At 67.1% G+C, this 22,951-nt stretch carries 29 protein-coding genes; 22 read left to right on the forward strand and 7 right to left on the reverse strand.

Annotation, left to right across the window (positions count from 1 at the left end; translation table 11 throughout):
* Positions 1-421 precede the first annotated feature (421 nt).
* Positions 422-1,852 (reverse strand): AIM24 family protein, encoded by a 1,431-nt coding sequence (locus GP2_RS06220; protein ID WP_006899631.1) that lies wholly within the window; start codon positions 1,850-1,852, stop codon positions 422-424.
* Positions 1,853-2,077: 225 nt separating this feature from the next.
* Between GP2_RS06220 and GP2_RS06225 the strand changes: the two genes are divergently transcribed.
* The 14 genes from GP2_RS06225 (at position 2,078) to GP2_RS06285 (ending at position 13,695) form a co-directional block, all read left to right on the forward strand.
* Complete coding sequence (locus tag GP2_RS06225) at positions 2,078-3,391, forward strand: HNH endonuclease (protein ID WP_006899632.1); 1,314 nt, start codon at positions 2,078-2,080, stop codon at positions 3,389-3,391.
* A 422-nt stretch (positions 3,392-3,813) separates the two neighbouring features.
* On the forward strand, positions 3,814-3,954 hold the full coding sequence (locus GP2_RS21815; RefSeq protein ID WP_169333994.1) for a hypothetical protein: 141 nt from the start codon (positions 3,814-3,816) through the stop codon (positions 3,952-3,954).
* Positions 3,955-4,162: 208 nt separating this feature from the next.
* Positions 4,163-4,759: a DUF4262 domain-containing protein gene (locus GP2_RS06230; RefSeq protein ID WP_006899633.1), complete on the forward strand. Its 597-nt coding sequence runs from the start codon at positions 4,163-4,165 to the stop codon at positions 4,757-4,759.
* Between the two features lie 224 nt (positions 4,760-4,983).
* Positions 4,984-5,682, forward strand: a complete 699-nt coding sequence (locus GP2_RS06235; protein WP_006899634.1) for an EthD domain-containing protein — start codon at positions 4,984-4,986, stop codon at positions 5,680-5,682.
* Between the two features lie 242 nt (positions 5,683-5,924).
* Positions 5,925-6,323: a 30S ribosomal protein S8 gene (gene rpsH / locus GP2_RS06240; RefSeq protein ID WP_006899635.1), complete on the forward strand. Its 399-nt coding sequence runs from the start codon at positions 5,925-5,927 to the stop codon at positions 6,321-6,323.
* Between the two features lie 15 nt (positions 6,324-6,338).
* Positions 6,339-6,875, forward strand: coding sequence for a 50S ribosomal protein L6 (rplF, locus tag GP2_RS06245; protein WP_006899636.1), 537 nt, complete (start codon positions 6,339-6,341; stop codon positions 6,873-6,875).
* A gap of 3 nt (positions 6,876-6,878) precedes the next feature.
* Positions 6,879-7,283, forward strand: coding sequence for a 50S ribosomal protein L18 (rplR, locus tag GP2_RS06250; protein WP_006899637.1), 405 nt, complete (start codon positions 6,879-6,881; stop codon positions 7,281-7,283).
* 46 nt (positions 7,284-7,329) lie between these two features.
* Complete coding sequence (gene rpsE / locus GP2_RS06255; RefSeq protein WP_006899638.1) at positions 7,330-7,968, forward strand: 30S ribosomal protein S5; 639 nt, start codon at positions 7,330-7,332, stop codon at positions 7,966-7,968.
* A 2-nt stretch (positions 7,969-7,970) separates the two neighbouring features.
* The gene (gene rpmD, locus GP2_RS06260) at positions 7,971-8,150 is read left to right on the forward strand and encodes a 50S ribosomal protein L30 (protein WP_006899639.1); all 180 of its coding nucleotides are present in this window, start codon (positions 7,971-7,973) and stop codon (positions 8,148-8,150) included.
* Between the two features lie 3 nt (positions 8,151-8,153).
* Positions 8,154-8,594 carry a 50S ribosomal protein L15 gene (rplO, locus tag GP2_RS06265; protein ID WP_006899640.1) on the forward strand — a complete coding sequence of 147 codons (441 nt, stop codon included), beginning with the start codon at positions 8,154-8,156 and terminating at the stop codon, positions 8,592-8,594.
* Positions 8,595-8,796: 202 nt separating this feature from the next.
* Positions 8,797-10,125 (forward strand): preprotein translocase subunit SecY, encoded by a 1,329-nt coding sequence (gene secY / locus GP2_RS06270; protein ID WP_006899641.1) that lies wholly within the window; start codon positions 8,797-8,799, stop codon positions 10,123-10,125.
* Positions 10,122-10,670 (forward strand): adenylate kinase, encoded by a 549-nt coding sequence (locus tag GP2_RS06275; protein ID WP_006899642.1) that lies wholly within the window; start codon positions 10,122-10,124, stop codon positions 10,668-10,670. Before secY ends, GP2_RS06275 begins: the two co-directional genes overlap by 4 nt.
* A 22-nt stretch (positions 10,671-10,692) precedes the next feature.
* Positions 10,693-11,487: a type I methionyl aminopeptidase gene (map, locus tag GP2_RS06280; protein WP_006899643.1), complete on the forward strand. Its 795-nt coding sequence runs from the start codon at positions 10,693-10,695 to the stop codon at positions 11,485-11,487.
* A 129-nt stretch (positions 11,488-11,616) separates the two neighbouring features.
* Positions 11,617-13,695 (forward strand): bifunctional lysylphosphatidylglycerol flippase/synthetase MprF, encoded by a 2,079-nt coding sequence (locus tag GP2_RS06285; RefSeq protein WP_006899644.1) that lies wholly within the window; start codon positions 11,617-11,619, stop codon positions 13,693-13,695.
* 129 nt (positions 13,696-13,824) lie between these two features.
* On the opposite strand, the gene fdhD is transcribed toward GP2_RS06285, so the two are convergent.
* The 5 genes from fdhD to GP2_RS06310 form a co-directional block, all read right to left on the reverse strand.
* Positions 13,825-14,667 carry a formate dehydrogenase accessory sulfurtransferase FdhD gene (gene fdhD, locus GP2_RS06290; RefSeq protein ID WP_006899645.1) on the reverse strand — a complete coding sequence of 281 codons (843 nt, stop codon included), beginning with the start codon at positions 14,665-14,667 and terminating at the stop codon, positions 13,825-13,827.
* Positions 14,668-14,717: 50 nt separating this feature from the next.
* Positions 14,718-15,167 carry a D-aminoacyl-tRNA deacylase gene (gene dtd / locus GP2_RS06295; protein WP_040526541.1) on the reverse strand — a complete coding sequence of 150 codons (450 nt, stop codon included), beginning with the start codon at positions 15,165-15,167 and terminating at the stop codon, positions 14,718-14,720.
* Between the two features lie 233 nt (positions 15,168-15,400).
* The gene (locus GP2_RS06300; protein ID WP_006899647.1) at positions 15,401-15,904 is read right to left on the reverse strand and encodes a hypothetical protein; all 504 of its coding nucleotides are present in this window, start codon (positions 15,902-15,904) and stop codon (positions 15,401-15,403) included.
* A 202-nt stretch (positions 15,905-16,106) separates the two neighbouring features.
* A complete protein-coding gene (locus GP2_RS06305; RefSeq protein ID WP_006899648.1) occupies positions 16,107-16,856 on the reverse strand; it encodes an SIMPL domain-containing protein in 750 nt (249 codons plus the stop codon).
* Positions 16,853-17,245 carry a phage holin family protein gene (locus GP2_RS06310; RefSeq protein WP_006899649.1) on the reverse strand — a complete coding sequence of 131 codons (393 nt, stop codon included), beginning with the start codon at positions 17,243-17,245 and terminating at the stop codon, positions 16,853-16,855. Before GP2_RS06310 ends, GP2_RS06305 begins: the two co-directional genes overlap by 4 nt.
* Positions 17,246-17,577: 332 nt before the next feature.
* Between GP2_RS06310 and infA the strand changes: the two genes are divergently transcribed.
* From infA to truA, 8 genes are all read left to right on the forward strand, one after another.
* On the forward strand, positions 17,578-17,799 hold the full coding sequence (gene infA, locus GP2_RS06315; RefSeq protein ID WP_005170487.1) for a translation initiation factor IF-1: 222 nt from the start codon (positions 17,578-17,580) through the stop codon (positions 17,797-17,799).
* Between the two features lie 114 nt (positions 17,800-17,913).
* A complete protein-coding gene (gene rpmJ / locus GP2_RS06320) occupies positions 17,914-18,027 on the forward strand; it encodes a 50S ribosomal protein L36 (protein ID WP_005207978.1) in 114 nt (37 codons plus the stop codon).
* 198 nt (positions 18,028-18,225) lie between these two features.
* Positions 18,226-18,594, forward strand: a complete 369-nt coding sequence (gene rpsM, locus GP2_RS06325) for a 30S ribosomal protein S13 (protein WP_006899650.1) — start codon at positions 18,226-18,228, stop codon at positions 18,592-18,594.
* The gene (rpsK, locus tag GP2_RS06330; RefSeq protein ID WP_006899651.1) at positions 18,594-19,001 is read left to right on the forward strand and encodes a 30S ribosomal protein S11; all 408 of its coding nucleotides are present in this window, start codon (positions 18,594-18,596) and stop codon (positions 18,999-19,001) included. The genes rpsM and rpsK overlap by 1 nt, the downstream gene beginning before the upstream one ends.
* Positions 19,002-19,025: 24 nt before the next feature.
* The gene (gene rpsD / locus GP2_RS06335) at positions 19,026-19,631 is read left to right on the forward strand and encodes a 30S ribosomal protein S4 (protein WP_006899652.1); all 606 of its coding nucleotides are present in this window, start codon (positions 19,026-19,028) and stop codon (positions 19,629-19,631) included.
* Positions 19,632-19,726: 95 nt separating this feature from the next.
* Positions 19,727-20,779, forward strand: a complete 1,053-nt coding sequence (locus GP2_RS06340; protein WP_006899653.1) for a DNA-directed RNA polymerase subunit alpha — start codon at positions 19,727-19,729, stop codon at positions 20,777-20,779.
* A gap of 81 nt (positions 20,780-20,860) precedes the next feature.
* The gene (gene rplQ, locus GP2_RS06345; RefSeq protein ID WP_006899654.1) at positions 20,861-21,472 is read left to right on the forward strand and encodes a 50S ribosomal protein L17; all 612 of its coding nucleotides are present in this window, start codon (positions 20,861-20,863) and stop codon (positions 21,470-21,472) included.
* Between the two features lie 4 nt (positions 21,473-21,476).
* On the forward strand, positions 21,477-22,367 hold the full coding sequence (gene truA / locus GP2_RS06350) for a tRNA pseudouridine(38-40) synthase TruA (RefSeq protein ID WP_083900203.1): 891 nt from the start codon (positions 21,477-21,479) through the stop codon (positions 22,365-22,367).
* 51 nt (positions 22,368-22,418) lie between these two features.
* On the opposite strand, the gene GP2_RS06355 is transcribed toward truA, so the two are convergent.
* A complete protein-coding gene (locus GP2_RS06355; protein ID WP_006899656.1) occupies positions 22,419-22,937 on the reverse strand; it encodes a hypothetical protein in 519 nt (172 codons plus the stop codon).
* Positions 22,938-22,951: the final 14 nt, after the last annotated feature.

Below are 22,951 nucleotides of genomic sequence, written 5' to 3' on the forward strand. Positions count from 1 at the left end.
TTAGACACCGACGTGACCGGTGCTCCCGGTCTTCGCGACCGGGTTCCATTGAGGCGCCTACGTGGCGCAGTCGCTCGACGGTGGCGTCTACTGGTGCTCCCGGTCTTCGCGACCGGGTTCCATTGAGGCAGATCGAACGTCCACTGAGAACCATCCGACCTGTACTTGTGCTCCCGGTCTTCGCGACCGGGTTCCATTGAGGCGCCGACGAACTGACCGAGTACATGACGGTGCCGATCGTGGACCGCGTGTTCCCGGTCTACACGACCGGGTTCCGTTGAGGCGAGCGATCCGAACTGGAAGTCCTGACGGCGGCCAGCGTGTTCCCAGTCTACGTGAGCGGATTCCGGCGAGGCCAGAAGTACGCATTTCGCAGGAGTTTCTGTGGGCGGTGTTAGGGCATCACCGTCGGCGCTCTGTCTCACCGCCCCAGGAACCCGCCCAGCATCCCGCCGACGCCGGCGTCGCCGCCTCCTCCGGTGCCTCCGATGAAGCCGCCCGGCGGCAGTTCCGACGGTTGGACGACGACGAAGCCCTGGCCGGAGAAGGCGAGGGTGAATCGTTCGCCCGTGCTGCGGCCGATCAGTGTGCCCAGGTTGAACGAGTCGTTGGTCTTGATCGAGGTGCGCAGGCTCGACGACCAGGCGACCGCGGCCTGCGGATCGGCGTAGGTCGCGGCATCGACGTTGAGGACCACGGGTGAGCCGTCGGTGGTGATCGCGATGCGCCCCCGGCCGGTGAAGACGCAGTTGAACATGCCGGCGTTGCCCAGCGCGCCGGCGCCCTGCACCCGCTTGACGTCGTAGGAGAGCGTCGGGTCGAAGGCGAGCACGTTGGCGCCGTTGATGGTGAGGCCGTCGGTGCCGTCGAGGTCGATGAGGTGGACCTCTGACGCGGCGTTGGCGAGGAACAGGTCGCCGCGGCCGCTGACCTTCATCAGCGGGACGCCCTCGCCGGTCATCGCCTGCCGCATCATCCGGCCGAATCCGCCGGAACCGAGGGCCTCGAACCGCAGATCGCCCTGGTAGGCGACCATCGAACCGGCGCGGGCCGTGATCTCGCCGTCGAGTCCGACGCGGCACATCTTGCTGCCCTGTTTCTGGATGCCGAGACCGTTGACCTCGGCGTGGTCGGGGGCGAAGAGGTCGGAGTGCATGTGGGCTCCCGCGGGTTGGGTGGTGACCGGAGGTCGGGGTTGGGTGACGTGTGGCCTGGGTGCCGGGTGATCCGGTGTGACCGGAGATGTCGGCGGTGGCGTTTGCACCTGAGGCACAACGGTGTTCGTGGGTGGCCAGGGTTGCGGATCGGTCATCCGAGGTGGTTCGTCGGGCGCGGCCGGCGGAGCCGGATCGTCCTCGACCTCGATCCCGAACGCGGTGACCAGGCCGACCAGTCCGGAGTCGTAGCCCTGCCCGACCGCCCGCACCTTCCAGATGTCGTTGCGGCGGTAGATCTCCATGCACACGACGGCGGCCTCGCTGGTGAGGTTGGTCGGTGTGAAGGTGAGTTCTTCGCCGCCGCCGGTCAGCGTCGCCGTGATCGCTCCCGCGGTGGCGAAGGTCGTCGGCCCGGTCCCGTCGAGGCTCGCCGCGACGACGACCGTGGTGATCTCGCGGGGGAGCGCCGCGGTGTCGACTGTGACCAGGTCGACTGACCCCTGCGAGCGGTAGGCGACACCTGGTCCGCTGGGCTGGTTGTAGAAGACGAGGTCGGCGTCGGAGCGGACCCGGCCGGCATCCGTGAGCAGGATCGCCGAGGTGTTGACCGGCGACGCCGAGCGCACCGACGCCGTCACGGCCGACGCCGGCAGCGGACGATTCTCTCCGGGTGACAGGGAAACCACGCCGACCATTGTGCCAAGCGGCCGGTGGACAGCAGGCCGGAGTGGTGCGTTGCCGGTGTGTCCGGGCTGAGCCCGCCGGATGTCGGAGCCGGGTCGCGTCGGTATCGGGCGGAAGGGTTTGTCAGAGGTCTCGTGTAGAACCGATGGCACAGGTTTTCCAGATGTCGATGCAGCCGACGACACCGCTTGTTCCATGACGCATTCCCGGTCTCTCCAAGCGTGAAAGTTGCCGCCATGCCCGACTCCTCCCCAGTCCTGCCTGATTCCCCGGTCCTGCTCGATTCCCCGGTCCTGTTTGATGCCGCGGCCGTGCTCGACGAGATCCTCCTCCGCCTCGTCGAGATCGCCCCTCCCGACGACGATCCCACCGGCGCGAGCACTCTCAGTCGGCTCGGGGTGCTCCGTCTGATCCACAACGCTGTCGGGCATCAGTTGGCCACTCACGCAGCGCGTCTCGAGTCCTTCGGGGTTGCGCGGAGAGCGGGTTCGACGACCAGGCAGCTGCTGATCGGAGTCGGGTTTCCGCCGGCGGTCGCAGCCCGGATAGTCCGGATCGCGAGCAGCCTGGGGAGGATCAGCAGGGTCGGCGCGCATTCCCGCGACGGTCGACTCGCCGGGGAGGTCGTCGACGCGATCGCACGCGGACTGGACACCATCGAGAAGCGTTCTCCCGCAGCGTTGTCCGACGATGACCGGCAGAAGGTCGAGGTCGAGTTGCTCGCGCAGGCCCTGTCGGGTGCCTCTCCGTCGGAGATCCGAGACCGCGCGGCGGCGATCGGCAACACCATCGCCGACGACGAAGGTGGCGTCCCTGCCTGCGACGACCGGTCCCTGGACTCGCTCTCATTCACCGTCACCGACGAATCCAGGGTCGACGTGCGGGTGAACGTCACCCAGTCCGTCGGCGAGAAGTTCATGGCGATGATCGACGAGCGTTCCGTTCCTCGCCCCGAGCCCGACGGTTCCCCCGACCCGCGTTCGGCCGAGCAACGGCGCGCGGACGCTCTCGAGGTGCTGCTGGATCAGGCCGCCGACGCTGCGGCCCGGGATGTCATCGGTGCACCGCGCTCACAGACGCTGCTGCTGATCCCCGCCGACGGCGGAGATCCCGCGAGGATGCCGTGGACCGGTTCGGTCACGCAGGCCACCGCCAGACGTCTGTCGTGTGACGGCACGATCACCGAGATCGTCATCGACGGCGAGACCGTGCCGTTGGAGATGGGCCGCGAGCGTAGGTTGTTTCCGCCGCATATCCGCAAAGCCGTCATCGTTCGGGATGAATGTTGCGTCGCATGCGGGGCGCCGCCTTCTCATACGCAGGTGCACCACATCGAGCACTGGACCGAGCACGAGGGCGAGACCAGCCTCGACAACGGATGCCTGCTGTGTCAGCGCTGTCACACCCGTGTCCACCACAACGGCTGGGACGTGGTCCTGGGCCACGACCGCCACCCGTGGCTGATCCCGCCCGCGGATGTCGATCCGATGCGGACCCCGAGGCCCGCCTACAACCGTCGGACCATGCGGCTCGACGGCGTCGCAGCATGACCTGATCTCTCATCCGAGGCCTCGCGGCAGGCTGGATCGGGTGACCGTCGGCCCATTTGTCGTGGACTTGAGAGTTCACCTGCGTTCATTGAGAACTTCACAGTGTGGAAGGTGTGGGGTGCGCCAATTCCGTTCCCGCTCAGCCACTGTCGGTAGGCGGCGACCCGTGTCATGGCCGGGCGTCAGGGAGGGCTGTGGGTGGGCGGGAACGGAAGCGGGTGCGCGAGGAAGCCGGGTTTTCGACGTCCGGTCATCCGAGGTTCCTCTGTCGCCGAAAAATGAGTGGCGCCCATGCGTTCTGTCCGCGCACCATGTTCTGCGACAACGAAAACCGTGGGCGACGCCTGGGCGGGAATGAGTGCGGTCGCTGATCGCCATCGTCGCTGGGCTGTTCGACGTTGGGTGACAGGAGAGGAATCGCGATGACCGCGGTGGTTCTGGGAATCGTGGGCGGCCTGGCGCTGCTCGCGACCGCGGCCCGAACGTTCGTGGTCGTCGCACGCGACGGCAAGCGCCGCGTGCCGTACCGGGCGGCGTACGACACCCGACATCCCGAACTCTGACCAGACACGAGTCGACGGGCAGACGAACGCCGCCGTGCGTGCCCGGGTGCGGGGTGGGCCGTGAGAAGTCGTCGGTCCAGGTAGTGCGGGTCCGCGCCGTCCGGGTCCGCGCCGGTGTCGTGGGGAGTGTCGGCTCCGATGCGCGCGGCAGCGGTTTGTCGGACCCTCGTGGTGTCATGGCCGCACCCTTCGAACAAAGGAGCGATCCATGTCAGACCACGCTGCCGCGATCCGAGGTCTGCCCCGGTGGCATCCCAATCCCGTCATCCGCTCGACCATCGACACCATCCGCCGCAACGGATGGCAGGTGACCTCCGTGGACGAAGGGGCATCAGACGCGATCCCGGGCGCGGACTGCGCCTATTCCTACACCGCAGGCCTGTCGCTGCACTCCATCCCGGAACTCGCGATCTACGGGCTCGACGCCACCACGGCACGACCCGTGCTGGACGAACTCGGAGACCTCCTCCATCGCGAGGACTGGCGTGAACTCGTCGCCACCGGTGTCGGTATCCGGCTCGGGTCGATCGACGTCCCGGTCCGGCTCATCGAGCAGGTCGACAAGGACGAGCTCGTCCTCACGAATCTGCTGTTCCCCGACTACCCGACCCTTCAGGTGGTCTGGCCCGATGACTTCGGCCGTTATCCCTGGGATGCCGACTACGTCCTGCTCCCGATGCATCAGCCGGTCAAGGGTTTCCCAGACCTCGCGACGCATGCGGGCAGGCCGGCGCACGTCATCACGACCGAATCCGGTCCGGACCGCTGCCGCCCTCGTCGGGGACGTCGCGCCGCCGGTCACTGAGCGGCCCAGCCGGTGGGGATCCGCTCGTCTCCGCCGGAGAGACGGCGGGTTCCTGCCCGCACTCGGTGCGGGTGGCGGGCATCCCTTCGGTCGGCGGCGAGCCGTGACGTTCTCCCGGCGGCGGCCGAAACCCCGTCCTCTGGAGGCGCCACCCGGCGGGATGACCACCACGTTCATCGTCGAATCACCGGTGGTGAGGCCCGCCCATTCGTTAGCGTGCCCTCATGTCCACGACGATCGTCGCCCTGACCTGCCTACCGGATGCCGGTGAGGTACTCGACACGTTGTCGAGTGCGAAGTTCCTCGACGTCTGCCGCCGGTCGGGAGCCGGCCGGGTGCAGGTGAACATCTCCGACGACCAGGTCGCCGGCGCGATGCGGATCAGCGAACTCGACCCGCCGATCGAGGCGGTGGTGACCCTGCATGGTGAACTGGGCGCGGAGGCACTCGACATCGGACCCGTCCTCGACGCGTTGGAGTCGGTGGCCACCGTGGTTGGTGCCTGGTCGGCCGCGCAGCGTGCGCCGCTCGATCCGGACCTGCCCGCCGACGGATCCCGCGTCGACGCCCTGGCGAACATCGCTTTCCTGCGCAGGCCTGCCGATCTGCCGCGCGAGGAGTGGCTGCGCCTCTGGCTCGACGAGCACACGACCGTCGCCATCGAGACCCAGGCGACCTTCGGCTACTTCCAGAACGTCGTCGAACAGGCCCTGACGCCGGATACCCCGCGGGTGGACGCGATCGTCGAGGAGCTGTTCCCGATGGCCGCGGTCACCGATTACCACACGTTCTACGGCAGCGGGGGAGACCAGGGCGAGCTCGAGCGTCGGATGAATCGGATGCTGATGAGCGTCGGGCGTTTCGGTGCCGATCGCAACCTCGACGTCGTGCCCACGTCGCGTCGCGACTTCGACCTCCGGTGAGGGTCCCAGCAGGGCCGATTTGGGTCTGAGCAGCAGATTCCCTACACTAGAGCGGTTGCCTGTGCACCTCAGGTGCCTGGGACACAACTGAATAGTCTCCGGTGCCGGCGAAAAGCCAAGGGCATCGGCGGCGAGAACCTTCAGAAACTATCCACTTCGTGGAAGGCCCACCGCAGGTCAGAGGATTCTTCCTCTGCTCAGCGCTGCATGGGAACCGCCACGAGAAAGGTTGACGGTCAACCATGACCATGACTGACCCGATCGCAGACTTCTTGACGCGTCTGCGTAACGCCAACTCGGCGTACCACGACGAGGTCACACTCCCGTCGTCGAAGATCAAGGTGAACATCGCCGAGATCCTCAAGCGCGAGGGCTACATCACCGACTACCGCGTCGAGGACGCGGAGGTCGGCAAGAACCTCGTCGTCACCCTGAAGTACGGCCCCAGCCGTGAGCGCTCCATCGCCGGACTGCGCCGCGTGTCGAAGCCGGGTCTCCGGGTTTATGCAAAGTCCACCAACCTGCCCAAGGTGCTGGGCGGCCTCGGCGTGGCCATCATCTCCACGTCGTCGGGCCTGCTCACCGATCGCCAGGCAGCCAACCAGGGCGTGGGCGGCGAAGTCCTCGCCTACGTCTGGTAGGGGAGGGAACACGACATGTCGCGTATCGGTAAGAACCCCATCGAGATCCCGGCCGGTGTCGACGTCACCGTCGACGGCCAGAACGTCAAGGTCAAGGGCCCCAAGGGTGAGCTGTCGCTCACCGTTTCCGAGCCCATCAAGGTGGCCAAGGAAGACAACACCATCGTCGTCACCCGTCCCGACGACGAGCGCCGCAGCCGCGCGCTGCACGGCCTGAGCCGCTCGCTGATCAACAACCTGGTCATCGGCGTCACGCAGGGCTACACCACGAAGATGGAGATCTTCGGTGTCGGCTACCGCGTCCAGGCGAAGGGCAAGGACCTCGAGTTCGCCCTCGGTTACAGCCATCCCGTGCCGATCGAGGCCCCCGAAGGCATCACCTTCGCCGTGGAGTCCCCGACCAAGTTCTCGGTCTCGGGTATCGACAAGCAGAAAGTCGGCCAGATCTCGGCGAACATCCGCCGCCTGCGTCGTCCGGACCCGTACAAGGGCAAGGGCATTCGCTACGAGGGTGAGCAGATCCGTCGCAAGGTCGGAAAGACGGGTAAGTAAGCCATGAGTGACACAGCTACCAAGACCAGCCGCAAGCCCCTCGGCAAGGACGTGTCGACGCGTCGTCGCAAGGCGACCGCCAACCGTCACTTCCGTCTCCGCAAGAAGGTCAACGGAACCCCGGCTCGTCCGCGTCTCGCGGTCAAGCGCAGTTCGCGCCACATCCACGTCCAGCTCATCGACGACCTGGCCGGCCACACCCTGGCCGCCGCCTCGTCGATCGAGGCCGACGTGCGTGCCGCTGGTGGCGACAAGACCGCTCAGGCCCGCAAGGTCGGTGAACTGATCGCGCAGCGCGCCAAGGCTGCCGGCATCGACACCGTCGTGTTCGACCGTGGTGGCAAGGACTACCACGGCCGTATCGCGGCGCTCGCCGACGCCGCCCGTGAGGGAGGCCTGAACTTCTGATGACCATCTTCACCAGCTACACCCATACGACCGGAGGGAACCTCTGATGCCCGGACGTCAGCGTGACGGCGGAAACGGACCCGCCGGCGACAACAACCAGAACAACGCAGGTGGCGGCAACGACCGTCGTGGTGGCCGCGACCGCCGCGACCGCGGTGGCCGCGACCAGGACCGCAACCAGCTCGAGCGCGTCGTAACCATCAACCGCGTCTCGAAGGTGGTCAAGGGTGGACGTCGTTTCTCGTTCACCGCTCTCGTGGTGGTCGGCGACGGCCAGGGCATGGTCGGTGTCGGCTACGGCAAGGCCAAGGAAGTCCCGGCCGCGATCCAGAAGGGCGTCGAAGAGGCTCGCAAGAACTTCTTCCGCGTGCCGCTCATCGGTGGCACCATCACCCACCCGGTTCAGGGTGAGGCCGCTGCCGGTGTCGTCATGCTCCGCCCGGCCAGCCCCGGTACCGGTGTGATCGCCGGTGGCGCGGTGCGTGCCGTGCTCGAGTGCGCAGGCGTCCGCGACGTCCTCGCCAAGAGCCTGGGCTCCGACAACGCCATCAACGTCGTCCACGCCACCGTGGCGGCACTGAAGATGCTGCAGCGCCCGGAAGAGGTCGCGGCCCGTCGTGGTCTGCCCCTCGAGGACGTTGCCCCGGCCGGTATGCTGCGCGCTCGCGCGGGACAGGGGGTCTGATCATGGCTCAGCTGAAGATCACTCAGGTCAAGGGCACCATCGGTACCAAGAAGAACCAGCGTGACAGCCTGCGGACCCTCGGACTGAAGGGCATCCGCCAGACCGTCACCCGCGAGGACACACCGATCAACCGCGGCCTCATCAACGCGGTTCGCCACCTCGTGACAGTCGAAGAGGTTTAAGCAATGACCATCAAACTCCACCACCTTCGCCCCGCTCCGGGCGCGAAGACCGACAAGACCCGCGTGGGTCGCGGTGAGGGGTCCAAGGGCAAGACCGCCGGTCGCGGTACCAAGGGCACCAAGGCACGCAAGAACGTGCCCGCCGGCTTCGAGGGCGGCCAGATGCCGATCCACATGCGGCTGCCGAAGCTCAAGGGCTTCACCAACCGCAACCGGGTCGAGTACCAGGTCGTCAACGTGGGCGACATCGAGCGTCTCTTCCCGCAGGGCGGCACCATCGGCGTCGACGAGCTCGTCGCCGCCGGTGCGGTCCGCAAGAACAAGCTGGTGAAGGTGCTCGGCGACGGCGAGCTGACCGTCAAGGTCGACATCACCGCCAACAAGTTCACCGCCTCCGCCAAGGAGAAGATCGCCGCTGCCGGTGGCAGCGTCACCGAGCTCTGACGGAGTGAAACAGCCGGTCGGGCGGCAGCACCGCTGCCGCCCGGCCGGGTTGTTTCGGCATCACTGTAGAGTTTCAGACGTTGTCTGCCGCACCCGCACGGGATCGCCGCATACCGAACACTGTCGATTGCCGAGCACACGGGGATCGGGTCGGGACCGACCCGAAACGTACGCCTCGCGTGGTCGTTTCTAGGAGGAGTTAGTGCTTTCCCCCCTCTTCGCGGCCATACGGACGCCGGACCTGAGGAAGAAGATCCTCTTCGTTCTCGGCATCATCATCCTGTATCGCCTCGGTGCGACCGTTCCGTCGCCCGGCGTGGACTACCAGGCCGTGCGGCAGTGTCTCGACGAGGTCTCTGCCGGTGAGTCGAGCTCCGTCTACTCGCTGATCAACCTGTTCTCCGGCGGCGCGCTGCTGCAGCTGTCGGTGTTCGCGATCGGCATCATGCCGTACATCACGGCGTCCATCATCGTCCAGCTGCTCACCGTGGTCATCCCCCGGTTCGAGCAGCTGCGCAAGGAAGGCCAGGCCGGCCAGGCCAAGATGACGCAGTACACGCGTTATCTCGCCGTGGCCCTGGCGCTCCTGCAGTCCACGGGCATCGTCGCCCTCGCCGACCGCGGCCAGCTCCTTCCCGCGTCGTGCTCGACCAGCGGCGAGGTCATCCACGACTCCAGCATCTTCGGTCTGGCGATCATCGTGCTCGTCATGACCGCCGGCGCCTCGCTCGTCATGTGGTTCGGCGAGCTCATCACCGAGCGCGGCATCGGCAACGGCATGTCGCTGCTGATCTTCGCCGGTATCGCCGCCCGCATCCCGGCCGAGGGTCGCACCATCCTCAACACCCGCGGCGGGCTCGTCTTCGCCCTCGTCTGCGTCGCCGCGCTGCTGATCGTCGCCGGCGTCGTCTTCATCGAGCAGGGCCAGCGTCGCATCCCGGTCCAGTACGCCAAGCGCATGGTCGGCCGCAAGATGTACGGCGGGTCGTCGACCTACCTGCCGCTGAAGGTCAACCAGGCCGGCGTCATCCCGGTGATCTTCGCGTCGTCGCTGCTCTATCTGCCCCAGTTGATCGTCGAGCTCACGCGTAACCCCGACGGCACGCAGTCGACGTGGCAGGACTACGTCACGAAGTACCTGACCGATCCCAGCAACGGGGTCTACATCGCGGTGTACTTCCTGATGATCATCTTCTTCACGTACTTCTACGTCGCGGTGACGTTCAATCCGGAGGAACGTGCCGACGAGATGAAGAAGTATGGTGGCTTCATCCCGGGCATCCGACCGGGCGCCCCGACCGCCGAATACCTCGGGTACGTGCTGAGCCGCATCACTCTTCCCGGCTCGATCTACCTCGGTATCATCGCGGTACTGCCGAACCTGTTCCTCGAGATCGGTAACAGCAGCAACATCCAGAACCTGCCATTTGGGGGCACGGCCGTGCTGATCATGGTCGGCGTGGGTCTGGACACGATGAAACAGATCAACAGTCAGTTGATGCAACGCAAGTACGAAGGATTCCTGAAGTGAGACTAGTTATTCTCGGGCCCCCCGGAGCAGGCAAAGGCACCCAGGCGGAGCTGCTGAGCGAAGCACTCGGCATCCCGCACATCTCCACCGGTGACCTCTTCCGCGCCAACATCTCTCAGGGCACCCCGATCGGCATCGAGGCCAAGAAGTACCTCGACGCCGGCAACCTGGTCCCGTCTGAGATCACCGTCGACATGGTGCGTGCGCGTGTCGGCGAGCCCGACGCCGCCAAGGGCTTCATCCTCGACGGCTTCCCGCGCTCGACCGAGCAGGCCGATGCGCTGAACGACATCCTCGCGAACCTCGACGCCTCGCTCGACGCGGTGCTCTCGTTCGTCGTCGACACCGACGTCGTGGTCGAGCGCATGCTCGCCCGCGGTCGGGCCGACGACACCGAAGAGGTCATCCGCAACCGCATGGACGTCTACACCAAGGAGACCGCGCCTCTCCTCGAGTACTACGGCGACCAGGTCAAGACCATCGACGCGGTGGGCGACATCCAGGATGTCCACCAGCGCGTGCTGAGCGCCCTCGGCGCAGCCTGATCCCGAAGACCAGCGTCCGCCGATGAGTTTTCGCAAGCGCAAGCGCGTCCCGTTCCGGTCCGCCGGTGAGCTGGACGCCATGGCCGCGGCGGGCGCGGTCGTGGGCAAGGCCCTCGTGGCCGTGCGCGACGCGTCGAAGCCGGGTGTGAGCACACTCGAACTCGACGAGGTCGCCGAGACCGTGATCCGGGAAGCCGGGGCCGTGCCCTCGTTCAAGGGCTACCACGGCTTCCCGGGATCGATCTGCAGCTCCGTCAACGACGTGGTCGTCCACGGAATCCCCTCCGCCGACGTCGTTCTCGCCGAGGGTGACCTGGTGTCCATCGACTGCGGCGCCATTCTCGACGGCTGGCACGGCGACTCGGCCTGGACCTTCGGGGTCGGAGAGCTGTCGCGGCCCGACGCCGAGCTCTCCGAGGCCACGCGCCTGTCGATGGAGGCCGGCATCGCCGCCATGATCGAGGGCAACCGTCTCACCGACATCTCGCACGCCATCGAGCTCGGCACCCGCGCGGCGGAGAAGAAGTTCGACCGTCACTTCGGCATCGTCGACGGCTACGGCGGCCACGGCATCGGCCGTGAGATGCACATGGATCCGTTCCTTCCCAACGAGGGCGCACCCGGCAAGGGGCCGTGGCTGGTGATCGGTTCGGTTCTCGCCATCGAGCCGATGCTGACCCTGGGCACCGAGGACACGACCGTCCTCGACGACGACTGGACCGTCGTCACCGACGACGGATCGCGCGCCGCCCACTGGGAACACACCGTCGCCGTCACCGCCGACGGCCCGCGAATCCTGACCCCGCGCCCGGAGTAGGCCCGGGGGCGCCCCGGTGAACCGGCCGGGCGCGGTCCCGCCTCGTCACATTCGTCTCCCGCACGGCGCTCTTCGCACCGATTGTCCGGCTCGGGCGGTGCAACGGCTCGGATCGTCGTACCGTTGATCATGCACTTCGACGTGTCGTGGTCCGCTGCTGCCCGGCGGTTGCCGTTCACCGCAGCACTCTTCGTCTCCCTGCTGGTCGTCGGTATCGTCACCGGCTCCCTGTGGAGCCGCGCCAACGACAAATCCTGGTACCACGAGGTGGCGTTCGGCCTGCCGGCATTGCGCGAGGGCAAGTGGTGGACGCCGATCAGCTCGGCCTTCGTCGAACCCGGGCCGTGGCTGTACGCCATCTCGCTCATCGTCGTCCTCGTCGGAATGGGTTGGGCCGAATGGCAACTCGGCACCGTGAAGGCGGTGCTCGTGGGTGTCGGCGGCCACCTGATCGCTTGTCTGCTCACCGCGGGCCTGCTCTGGCTGGCCTCCACCGAGCTGACCTCGTGGCGCTGGGCGGAAGAACTGTCCGAATCGCGCGCGACCGGGGTGGGAGCCCTGGTGGTGTCGGCGGTGGCGGTCGCCTCGGCGACCGTGCGCTCGCCCTGGCGACTACGCGTCCGGCTTCTCCTGGGGGCGATCGTCGCGATCACCTTCCTCTTCCAGGGCACGCTCGCATCCGTCGAATACGTTCTGGCCACGGCGATCATGCTGGTGGTGGGGGAGCGATACTTCGCCACCAACGAGCACGGTTACACCCCGCGGACCCGGCGGGAGGTGCGCCTGCTCGGTTGCGCCGCGCTGCTGGTGATCGCGGCGGCGAACCTGATGGTGTTCCTGTTCCCGAGCAGCGGCCCGCTCGGCCCGACCGACTCCGACGATAACTCGGTTTTCACCATGCTCATCGGTCTGGTCATCAATGTGGCCATCGCCGACCAGCTCCGTCGCGGCAAGCGGTGGGCGTGGTGGGTCGCTGTCGTCTTCGGCGTACTCAACGTCGTGCTCACCGTGCTTGCGGTGGTCCTGGTGGCGTTCACCGACGTCAGCACCGAGGGCGCGGTCACGCTCGGCACGACGCTGTTGTGGGCGCTGCTCCTCGCGATCCTCATCCCGGGGCGGTTCGCGTTCGCGGTGCCGTGGCGGGTCCGCAAGGTCGGGACACTGGGTTCCGACCCCGCCACCGACCCGGCGGATCGGGTCAAGCAGCTGCTGCGAGCACACGGCGGCGGGACGATGTCGTGGATGACGACCTGGCCGGGCAACTCCTACCAGTTCACCGATCAGGGCACCTCGGTCGTCGCCTATCAGCATCACGTGGGAACCCACCTGGCCCTCGCCGACCCGATCTGCGCACCCGAGCGCCTGCCCGCCGCGGTGGACGCGTTCATCGACCTTGCCGAATCCGCCGGGGCCACACCGTGTCTGTTCTCCATCGGCACCGCGACCTCGCAGGTCCTCGTCGACCGTGGCTGGCGCAGCGTGCAGATCGCCGAGGACACGATCGTCGACCTGCCCGGCCTGGAGTTCAAGGGCAAGCCGTGGCAGCACGTGCGGTCGGCGCTGAACAAGGCCGGCAAACAGGACATCTCGATGCGGATGGTCACCCTCGCGGACGAGTCCTTCGCGGTACGTACCCAGGTGCGCGCCATCTCCGAGGAGTGGGTGGGGGACAAGGGTCTTCCGGAGATGGGCTTCACCCTGGGAAGCGTCGAGGAGGCGATGGACCCGGAGGTGCGGGTCGCGCTGGCCGTCGACCCGGACGGCAATGTCCACGGCGTGCTGTCCTGGCTGCCGGTGTACGCGCCCGGCGGTGAGGTGGCGGGCTGGACGTTGGACATCATGCGTCGACGGACCGACGGATTCGGTCCCGTCGTCGAGTACCTCATCGCGTCGTCCGCGGTGGCGTTCAAAGACGAAGGTGCGCAATTCATCTCGCTGTCGGGGGCGCCGCTGGCACGCACCGGGGACTTCGACCCCGAGCCGCTGGACAAACTGCTCGACGCGCTCGGCGCCGCACTGGAGCCGTATTACGGGTTCCGGTCGCTGCACACGTTCAAGAAGAAGTTCAACCCTCGTTATGAGCCGGTGTTCCTGGCCTTCCGCGACGAGTCGGACCTGCCGCGGATCGGGCTGGCGATCTCACGCGCGTACCTGCCCGACGCCACCGCGGGCCAACTGCTCAAGCTCGCGGCGTCGGGCACGGAGTAGGTCGCGCCGCCGAATGTGCTGGGCATCGGCCGCCGAATGCGCCGGGTGGAGTTGCGTCGGGCCCGATGGGCCGGCCGAACGGGCCGGGCCGGACGGTTCGGGACCGGGCGACCGGGACCGACAGGGGCCTCACCCGGCGGTGATCGGCATCCGGATGCGATCGGGCCTGCTGTAGACGACCATCGACTCTCCGCGGGAGAACCCGATCAGCGTGATGCCGAGGTCTTCGGCGAGGTCGGCGGCCAGCGACGACGGCGCCGACACCGCGCTGAGCATCGGGATACCGGCCATCGCGGCCTTCTGCACCAGCTCGAAGCTCGCTCGGCCGGACACCTGCAGCACTGTCCCGCGCAGGGGGAGGCGATCGGCGAGGGCCGCCCAGCCGACGACCTTGTCGACGGCGTTGTGCCGGCCGACGTCCTCGCGGATCACGAGCGGCGTGCCGTCGGCGGCGAAGAGGCCCGCGGCGTGCAGGCCGCCGGTCTTGTCGAAGACGTTCTGCTCGGCGCGGAGCCGGTCCGGGAGATCGAGCAGGGTGTCGACGTCGACCATCAGCGGATCGGTCTCCGGCTCGTAGATCGACGCCGTGTGGACCGAGTCGATCGAGTCTTTGCCGCAGACCCCGCATGCGCTGGTCGTGGCGTTCCGGCGGACGAGAGCCGGTTCCGGCGGCGGCACGTGGGCGGCCAGGGAGACGTCGACGACGTTGTAGGTGTTGGCGCCGGTCGAATCGGTGCCGGCGCAGTAGCGGGCGGTCGTGTAGTCGGCGCCGCGGGTGATCACGCCCTCTGAGACCAGGTAGCCGGCGACCAGCTCGAAGTCGTTGCCGGGGGTGCGCATGGTGACCGCCAGTGGCTGCCCGCCGACCCGCATCTCCAGCGGCTCCTCGACGGCCAGGGTGTCGGCGCGCTGCGTGGTGTCCGCATCGCGGCGGATGCGGGTGACGCGGCGTCGAGCGGTGATTCGTCCCACGTCAGATGACCTTAGTCGTCGGTCCGTCTGCGGTCGTGATGAGAAAGTCCTCAGACGTCGAGGATCAAGGTCACCGGACCGTCGTTGACGAGCTCCACGTGCATGTGCGCGCCGAAGCGTCCGGTCGCCACGGTGGCCCCGGACGCGCGCAACGAGTCGACGACCGCTGCGACGAGCGGTTCGGCGACGGGCCCGGGCGCCGCGGCGTTCCAGGACGGCCGGCGGCCCTTGGCGGTGTTCGCGTACAGGGTGAACTGGCTGATGACGAGGATCGGTGCGTCGATGTCGGATGCGGCCCGCTCCGGTCCGCCGTCTCCGTCCAAGATCCGCAGGCGCCAGATCTTGTCGGCGAGTTTCGCCGCGTGTTCGGAGGTGTCGTCGTGGGTGACCCCGACGAGAGCGACGATCCCCTTTCCTCCGTCGCGGATGTCGAGTTCGCCGACGACCTCGCCGTCGACGGTCACGCGGGCTTGGCTGACTCGCTGGATGACGGCTCGCACCGATCCAGGATGCCAGGACGTTCGACTCGAACCGCCGACAGGTCGATCCGTGGCTCGGCCATCGGCAGATGTCCGGCATCGAGGCCGAGGACACCGGTACGGAGGAGATGATCGGCGTGGTGTTCGCACGCTGTCACCGACACGCCGCCAACCGAACGGTTACGCGCGTGCTGGTGGTACTCCGTAGGCGACAACGGGTTTCGGTCTTGTGATTCGTCCGGGGGAACTGCGCGTCACTTGATGTCGATGTCACCGTCGAAGTCGAAGGGCGTTGCGGCCGGGGCGCAGCCGGAGAACGAGCCGGTCGGTGCCGGTCCGTTCACGCCGACCTTGTCCTGCGTGCCCTTTCGGACGGTGATCTGTATGGCCAGTGCGTTCTTCAGGGCCGCGGGCACGAGGTCGGGGGTGGTCGCAGCGATCGGGTACACCAGGGACGCGACGTCTTTGCCTGCGTGGATGCAGGTGATCGGGCCCTTCACCGTGAAGGGCAGGGGGTAATCGTCGTCGCCTGCCAGAAGCGTGGCCTCGTAGGTGCCGGTGGTCTTGCCGTTCTCGTCGGTGGTGCCCTCGGCCTTGATCGCGAGGAGTTCGAGATCCGGGGCGATCTCGAGTTCGCCCTCGATGCTCAGTGACCTGGGCTCTGCCGCGTCGGCAGGCGCGGAGACACCCAGACCTGCGAATGCGGCCGCAGCCGCGAGTCCGATTGCCGTCAATGCGCGTGCACGGGTACCTGACATGACAACTCCTTCGATCGTTTCCCTGTCCACTCATCACCCCGCGGGACCACGGTGAAACCGGAATGCGGCGTCGATGAGGAGTTGTCACCCAGTCGTTGTCGGTCTGTGGCGTAGCGGCTTCGCGTACCCGGCAAGCCGGACGGCCCCCGGAACATCGTCTGCTGGATGGTCGCTCTCGGCCTTCGACGGCCCGTTCGACGCCTCAGTCGAGTGCGAAGGTGACGGTCACGGTGAACGTCAGTTCCTGCTCGCCGGGTTCGAGGGGGACCGGCGCCGCGGCGACGCCGCGATCGTAGGCGCCGGGGGAGGCGGGCTGCTCCTGGCCGCTGGTCGTCTCCTTGATGGTCAGCACCTTGCCCAGGGAGTCGCCGGCGAGCGAGGCGTACTGCGAGGCGCTGCTCCGGGCATCGTCGAAGGCCTCCTCTCGGGCCTGGTCTAGCAGCTCGGAGTTGTCGTCGATGGCAAACGACACGTTGCTGATGCGGGTGGCGTCCCCGCCGGCGGTGGCTGCCGCCGCCAGGACCTGCGAGGCCTTGGAGATGTCGCGGATGGTGATGCGCACGGAGTTGGTGGCGACGTAGCCGCTGATCTGACTGCTTCCGCCCGGGGCGGGGCTGGAGTGCTGCGGGCTCACCGATACCTGTCGGGTGGCGATGTCCTTGCGCTCCACGCCCGCGGCGACGACCGCGTCGGTGACGGCCGTGACCTTGGCGCTCGTCTCGTTCAGGGCGGTGGTCACGTCGCGCGCTGTGGACTCCACGCCGATGTCGGCGCGCAGTGTGTCGGGGACGCCGCTGACCTGGCCGGTGCCGACCACGGTGACCGACCGCTGCTCGTCGACCGGTTCGTCGCTGCCGCACGCGGAGAGCACGAGGGCGATCGCGGAGAGGGCGGCGACGAGCCCGAGGCGCCGTCGCGCCGGGCGCGGGCGAACGTCGGCGCGCGTGCTCATCGGTCCGTCGGTTCGCGCATCACGAGCGCCAGCAGCCAGCTGACGACCGACACGACGATCGCGCCGAAGATCGCCGACCACCAGAAGCTCTCGACCTCCAGGCCCCAGTGGGTGGTGTTGCGGGTGATCCACGCGGTGAGCTCCAGCATCAGCGCGTTGATGACGATGTGCACCAGGCCCAGCGTGAGGATGTAGAAAGGGATGGAGATGAACTGGACGATGGGCTTCACGAAGGCGTTCACCAGGCCGAAGACCACCGCGACCACCAGCGCGATCCCGATCTTCTCGGCGGTGTTGGAGCCGCCGACGAAGTCGATCCCGGGGACGATCAGCGTTGCCACCCACAACGCCACCGCGGCACTCGCGGTGCGGACCAGAAATGCCACCATGTGACCAGTCTGCCAGCGCGGGCGAGCCCTGAGAGTGTTTGCCGCGGACAACGGCCCGGGATTCGCGGCCTCGGACCACGACGCCCGCGGGGGTGTGTGAAGGGCTCCGAGCTGCAGGGATTTGGCCTGGCCTGCGGGTTCGCGTAACATAGATCGTCGGTGCGCATCGCGTGCGGGTTTCGGCGTGTCGCCACGCAGGTCCCTAACGCACGCACCGTGTGCCGGTCCTCGCCGGACCGGTGCACACACGATAACGGACAAACACGGATTCAACCGGGTCAATGCCGCCACACCAACCGGGTGTCGCGGACACGACCAGGATCGCGGAGGACATGGCGAAGAAAGACGGGGCCATCGAGGTCGAGGGTCGAGTGATCGAACCCCTGCCCAATGCGATGTTTCGCATTGAGCTGGAGAACGGACACAAGGTTCTCGCCCACATCAGCGGCAAGATGCGGCAGCACTACATCCGCATCCTGCCCGAGGACCGGGTCGTCGTGGAACTCTCGCCCTACGACCTCGGTCGTGGGCGGATCGTGTACCGCTACAAGTGAGACTTTCCCGGCCTTGCCGGGACAAGACTTCCCGGACGTCCGTCTGGGAGGAGAACGACACCCACGTGCCGTGTACAGGCGTGCGCGAGGGCGAGCCGATCAGGAGATGTTGACGTGAAGGTTCAGCCGAGCGTCAAGCCGATCTGCGAGAAGTGCAAGGTGATCCGCCGCAACGGCCGGGTCATGGTGATCTGCGAGAACCTGCGTCACAAGCAGCGTCAGGGCTGATCACGCACCCATCCGGGTCGCTTGAATCACAGACAACTGAATAGTTGGAGAAGACCTCCCAGCACCAGCGGTGACAGACGCGTCGCCGCCTACCTCCGGATCAGAGGCCGGAGCCCGCGAGGTGCGGACACACGGTTCGCACGCAACTCGGGGGACGGACTGGGAGCAGACCTCTGAGAACCGAAAAGGAAACGCCACATGGCACGTGTTGCTGGTGTGGATCTTCCCCGCGAGAAGCGGCTGGAGATCGCACTGACCTACATCTACGGAGTTGGACGCACCACCTCCAAGCAGATCCTCGAGGCGACGGGCCTGAGCCCCGACCTTCGCGCGAAGGATCTGACCGACGCAGACGTCTCGAAGCTGCGTGAGTACATCGAATCCTCGGTGAAGGTCGAGGGTGACCTGCGGCGCGAGGTGCAGGCCGACATTCGTCGCAAGATCGAGATCGGTTGCTACCAGGGTCTGCGCCACCGTCGTGGCCTGCCCGTCCGTGGACAGCGCACCAAGACCAATGCCCGCACTCGTAAGGGCCCGAAGAAGACCATCGCCGGGAAGAAGAAGTAATGCCTCCGAAGTCACGTAGCGCAGGCCCGAAGAAGGGCACCCGCCGTCGCGATAAGAAGAACGTCCCGCACGGCCACGCACACATCAAGTCGACGTTCAACAACACCATCGTGTCGATCAGCGACCCCAACGGAAATGTCATCTCCTGGGCGTCGTCCGGCCACGTCGGTTTCAAGGGCTCGCGCAAGAGCACCCCGTTCGCGGCTCAGCTCGCGGCCGAGAACGCTGCCCGCAAGGCCCAGGAGCACGGCGTCAAGAAGGTCGACGTGTTCGTCAAGGGACCGGGCTCGGGTCGTGAGACCGCGATCCGCTCCCTGCAGGCAGCCGGCCTCGAGGTCGGCACCATCTCCGATGTCACCCCGCAGCCGCACAACGGTTGCCGTCCGCCCAAGCGGCGTCGGGTCTAGCGGGAAAGGGAGGAACAGAGAAACATGGCTCGTTATACCGGCCCCGCAACCAAGAAGTCTCGTCGTCTTCGCGTCGATCTGATCGGCGGAGACGCAGCGTTCGAGCGTCGCCCCTACCCGCCCGGCCAGCACGGCCGCTCGCGGATCAAGGAGAGCGAGTACCTGCTCCAGCTGCAGGAGAAGCAGAAGGCCCGTTTCACCTACGGCGTGCTCGAGAAGCAGTTCCGCCGCTACTACGAAGAGGCCAACCGTCGTTCCGGCAAGACCGGCGACGAGCTGCTGAAGATCCTCGAGACCCGTCTCGACAACGTCGTGTACCGCGCGGGCATCGCCCGGACCCGTCGTCAGGCCCGCCAGCTGGTAAGCCACGGCCACTTCACCGTCAACGGCGTGAAGGTCGACGTCCCCAGCTACCGCGTCAGCCAGTACGACATCATCGACGTCCGCCCGAAGTCGCTGCAGACCGTCCCGTTCCAGATCGCCAAGGAGCTCATCGGCGATCGTCCGGTCCCGGGCTGGCTGCAGGTCGTGCCGTCGACCCTGCGCATCCTCGTGCACAACGTGCCCGAGCGTGCCCAGATCGAGGTCCCGCTGCAGGAACAGCTCATCGTCGAGTTCTACTCGAAGTAGTCATTCGCGTCACGACACCGCCCGTCAGCCACCTGGCTGTTCGGTTCACCCTCGAGGCCGTCATATAGCGGTCGGCCAAAGGAGAGAAACAAGAAATGCTCATCTCACAGCGACCCACCCTCACCGAGGAAGTCATCGCCGAGAACCGCTCGAAGTTCGTCATCGAGCCGCTCGAGCCGGGCTTCGGCTACACCCTCGGTAACTCGCTGCGTCGTACCCTGCTCAGCTCGATCCCGGGTGCTGCGATCACCAGCATCCGGATCGACGGTGTCCTCCACGAGTTCACCACCGTCCCCGGGGTCAAGGAAGACGTCACCGACATCATCCTGAACCTCAAGGGCCTGGTCGTCAGCTCTGACGAGGACGAGCCGGTCACCATGTACGTGCGCAAGCAGGGTCCGGGCACCGTCACCGGCGCCGACATCGTGCCCCCGGCCGGTGTCACCGTGCACAACCCCGACTTGCACATCGCCACCCTGAACGACAAGGGCAAGCTCGAGATCGAGCTCGTCGTCGAGCGGGGCCGCGGCTACGTGCCGGCCGTGCAGAACAAGGCGTCGGGTGCCGAGATCGGCCGTATCCCGGTCGACTCGATCTACTCGCCGGTGCTCAAGGTGACGTACAAGGTCGAGGCCACCCGTGTCGAGCAGCGCACCGACTTCGATCGGCTCGTTCTCGACGTGGAGACCAAGAACTCGATCAGCCCGCGCGACGCGCTCGCGTCGGCCGGCAAGACCCTGGTCGAGCTGTTCGGGCTCGCCCGGGAGCTCAACGTCGAGGCCGAGGGCATCGAGATCGGACCGTCTCCGGCGGAGGCTGACCACATCGCGTCGTTCAGCCTGCCGATCGAGGATCTCGAGCTGACCGTCCGTTCGTACAACTGCCTCAAGCGCGAGGGTGTTCACACCGTCGGCGAGCTGGTTGCGCGCACGGAGTCGGATCTGCTCGACATCCGCAACTTCGGCCAGAAGTCGATCGACGAGGTGAAGGTCAAGCTGCACGCGCTCGGTCTGTCGCTCAAGGACAGCCCGGCCAGCTTCGATCCGTCGCAGGTCGCCGGCTACGACCCCGCCACCGGTACGTGGTCGGAAGAGGCGTCGTTCGACGCCGATTCCGGTGAGGATTTCGCCGAAACCGAACAGCTGTAGTCGCTCGTCGCGGCAGCTGTCACGCTCGCCCAAACCCTGACTTCCGTATCGAGTGATCGGGAGTCCTCCTAGGAGAAGACAATGCCCAAGCCCACCAAGGGTGCCCGCCTCGGCGGGTCGGCCAGCCACCAGAAAGCGATGCTGGCGAACCTCGCCACCTCGCTCTTCGAGCACGGCCGCATCACCACCACCGAAGCGAAGGCCAAGCGCCTGCGCCCGTACGCGGAGAAGCTCATCACCCACGCCAAGGCCGGCAAGCTGGCCAACCGTCGTGAGGTCATGAAGGTCATCCGCGACAAGGACGTCGTGCACACGCTGTTCGACGAGATCGGCCCGTTCTTCGCCGATCGCAACGGTGGTTACACCCGCATCATCAAGACCCTGCCGCGCAAGGGCGACAACGCCCCGATGGCAGTGATCGAGCTGGTGCGTGAGTCCACCGCGTCGAGCGAGGCCACCCGCGCCACCCGCGTCGCCGCTTCCAAGAAGGCCGCCGCCGGAAGCGAAGCGAGCGGGGCCGATGTGACCGACGAGCAGAACGTCGTCGAGGCTGTCGAGGCCGAGGCCACCGAGGCCGAGGTCGAGAACGCCGACGCCGTCGCCGAGGCAGTCGACGACGAGTCGACCGCCGCCACCGCCCTCGAGGCGGAGGAGGCGACCGCAGACGACGCTTCGTCCGACGACGAGAAGTAGTCGACTGAGTCGCGAACAACGTAACGAACCCGTCGGCCCGGATTCCGGTGCCGGCGGGTTCGTTCGTCTCCGCTTCGACCTCGGATACGACGGCACCGACTTCGCCGGCTGGGCGCGGCAGGTCGGACAGCGCAGCGTGTGCGAGGAACTCGAGAACCGCCTGTCGACGATCCTGCGCGTCCCGGTCCGCCTGACGGTGGCCGGACGGACCGACGCCGGGGTCCATGCGACGGGCCAGGTCGCCCACGCCGACGTGCCGGAATCGGCGTTGCAGACCCGGTCGATCGCCGGCGACCCTTCGACGCTCGTCGGCCGACTGGCGAAGATGTGCCCGGACGACATCCGGGTGAAGTCCGTCCGCATCGTGCCGGACGACTTCGATGCGCGCTTCTCCGCGCTACGACGCCATTACCGCTACCGGCTCGACGACCGGAAGTGGGGACCGGAGCCCATCGTGGCCCGGACCACAGCGTCGTGGCGACGTCCGCTCGACGTCGACGCGATGAACGAGGCGTCGGCACAGTTGCTGGGCCTCAACGACTTCGCGGCCTTCTGCCGGCGCCGCGAGGGGGCCACGACGATCCGCGATCTGCAGCGCTTCGCGTGGACGCGTGACGACGACGGCGTCCTGGTCGGAGAGGTGAGCGCCGACGCGTTCTGCTGGTCGATGGTGCGTTCGCTCGTGGGCGCCGTGGCCACCGTCGGTGACGGCCGGCGCGATGTCGAATGGTGCCGTGGACTGCTGCAGGAGAAGGAGCGCAGCCCGCAGGTGCCCGTCGCCGAGGCCCGGGGCCTGTGCCTGGTCGGCGTCGACTATCCCTCCGACGACGAGCTTGCCGCACGCAACGCGGTGACCCGCGACGTGCGCGGGTCGACCGGTTGCTGCGGCGGCTGAGTCGCCCCGTCGTGCGCTCTGGTCGTTCTCTCTGACAGAAGATTCGTCGGCTCAGGCGGTGGCGGCCAACGTGCGTGCGTAGTTCACCCGACCCGTGACGTCGTTCATGGTCATCGGGGAATGTGCCGGGATGTTGGCCACGTGCATGAAGCCGTTCGGCCCGCGGACCACGACCTGGATGTGGCCGGTGGTGGTGCGTTCCTTCATGAGCAGGAACAGCAGGCTGAGGAAGCAGACCAGGAAGAACCCCACCAGGGCGAGGACGAGCCCGGTCTGCGACATGCGCTCGGTGGTCACGGACATGTCGTTGACCGCCCACTGGGTACCGGCGATGGGGCAGGTGCCCGAGGGCGTGATGACGAAGTTCTGGGTGCAAGTGATGTCACCGATGACCACGAGCGGCTGCTCGGGGACCGGTGCGCCGCCGGGGTGGTGGGCCTGCGGGAACTGCCCGGGATTCGGCTGCCCGGCAGCAAATCCCGGCACGGCGAAACCCGGACTCGAGTCGTAATCGGATGCGTGCGGCGGGAACGGCGTGGTTCCGTCCTGCCCTTCCCCCGGATAGGTCATGGACCATATCGTGG

The organism is Gordonia paraffinivorans NBRC 108238 (assembly GCF_000344155.1).
GTDB lineage: Bacteria > Actinomycetota > Actinomycetes > Mycobacteriales > Mycobacteriaceae > Gordonia > Gordonia paraffinivorans.

What these genes read in the sequence shown, in the direction of transcription:
- GP2_RS06220 (WP_006899631.1), bottom strand. Translation starts at nt 1,852, where the DNA reads ATGGTCGGCGTGGTTTCCCTGTCACCCGGAGAGAATCGTCCGCTGCCG.
- GP2_RS06225 (WP_006899632.1), top strand. Translation starts at nt 2,078, where the DNA reads ATGCCCGACTCCTCCCCAGTCCTGCCTGATTCCCCGGTCCTGCTCGAT.
- GP2_RS21815 (WP_169333994.1), top strand. Translation starts at nt 3,814, where the DNA reads ATGACCGCGGTGGTTCTGGGAATCGTGGGCGGCCTGGCGCTGCTCGCG.
- GP2_RS06230 (WP_006899633.1), top strand. Translation starts at nt 4,163, where the DNA reads ATGTCAGACCACGCTGCCGCGATCCGAGGTCTGCCCCGGTGGCATCCC.
- GP2_RS06235 (WP_006899634.1), top strand. Translation starts at nt 4,984, where the DNA reads ATGTCCACGACGATCGTCGCCCTGACCTGCCTACCGGATGCCGGTGAG.
- rpsH (WP_006899635.1), top strand. Translation starts at nt 5,925, where the DNA reads ATGACCATGACTGACCCGATCGCAGACTTCTTGACGCGTCTGCGTAAC.
- rplF (WP_006899636.1), top strand. Translation starts at nt 6,339, where the DNA reads ATGTCGCGTATCGGTAAGAACCCCATCGAGATCCCGGCCGGTGTCGAC.
- rplR (WP_006899637.1), top strand. Translation starts at nt 6,879, where the DNA reads ATGAGTGACACAGCTACCAAGACCAGCCGCAAGCCCCTCGGCAAGGAC.
- rpsE (WP_006899638.1), top strand. Translation starts at nt 7,330, where the DNA reads ATGCCCGGACGTCAGCGTGACGGCGGAAACGGACCCGCCGGCGACAAC.
- rpmD (WP_006899639.1), top strand. Translation starts at nt 7,971, where the DNA reads ATGGCTCAGCTGAAGATCACTCAGGTCAAGGGCACCATCGGTACCAAG.
- rplO (WP_006899640.1), top strand. Translation starts at nt 8,154, where the DNA reads ATGACCATCAAACTCCACCACCTTCGCCCCGCTCCGGGCGCGAAGACC.
- map (WP_006899643.1), top strand. Translation starts at nt 10,693, where the DNA reads ATGAGTTTTCGCAAGCGCAAGCGCGTCCCGTTCCGGTCCGCCGGTGAG.
- GP2_RS06285 (WP_006899644.1), top strand. Translation starts at nt 11,617, where the DNA reads ATGCACTTCGACGTGTCGTGGTCCGCTGCTGCCCGGCGGTTGCCGTTC.
- GP2_RS06300 (WP_006899647.1), bottom strand. Translation starts at nt 15,904, where the DNA reads ATGTCAGGTACCCGTGCACGCGCATTGACGGCAATCGGACTCGCGGCT.
- GP2_RS06305 (WP_006899648.1), bottom strand. Translation starts at nt 16,856, where the DNA reads ATGAGCACGCGCGCCGACGTTCGCCCGCGCCCGGCGCGACGGCGCCTC.
- GP2_RS06310 (WP_006899649.1), bottom strand. Translation starts at nt 17,245, where the DNA reads ATGGTGGCATTTCTGGTCCGCACCGCGAGTGCCGCGGTGGCGTTGTGG.
- infA (WP_005170487.1), top strand. Translation starts at nt 17,578, where the DNA reads ATGGCGAAGAAAGACGGGGCCATCGAGGTCGAGGGTCGAGTGATCGAA.
- rpsM (WP_006899650.1), top strand. Translation starts at nt 18,226, where the DNA reads ATGGCACGTGTTGCTGGTGTGGATCTTCCCCGCGAGAAGCGGCTGGAG.
- rpsK (WP_006899651.1), top strand. Translation starts at nt 18,594, where the DNA reads ATGCCTCCGAAGTCACGTAGCGCAGGCCCGAAGAAGGGCACCCGCCGT.
- rpsD (WP_006899652.1), top strand. Translation starts at nt 19,026, where the DNA reads ATGGCTCGTTATACCGGCCCCGCAACCAAGAAGTCTCGTCGTCTTCGC.
- GP2_RS06340 (WP_006899653.1), top strand. Translation starts at nt 19,727, where the DNA reads ATGCTCATCTCACAGCGACCCACCCTCACCGAGGAAGTCATCGCCGAG.
- rplQ (WP_006899654.1), top strand. Translation starts at nt 20,861, where the DNA reads ATGCCCAAGCCCACCAAGGGTGCCCGCCTCGGCGGGTCGGCCAGCCAC.
- GP2_RS06355 (WP_006899656.1), bottom strand. Translation starts at nt 22,937, where the DNA reads ATGACCTATCCGGGGGAAGGGCAGGACGGAACCACGCCGTTCCCGCCG.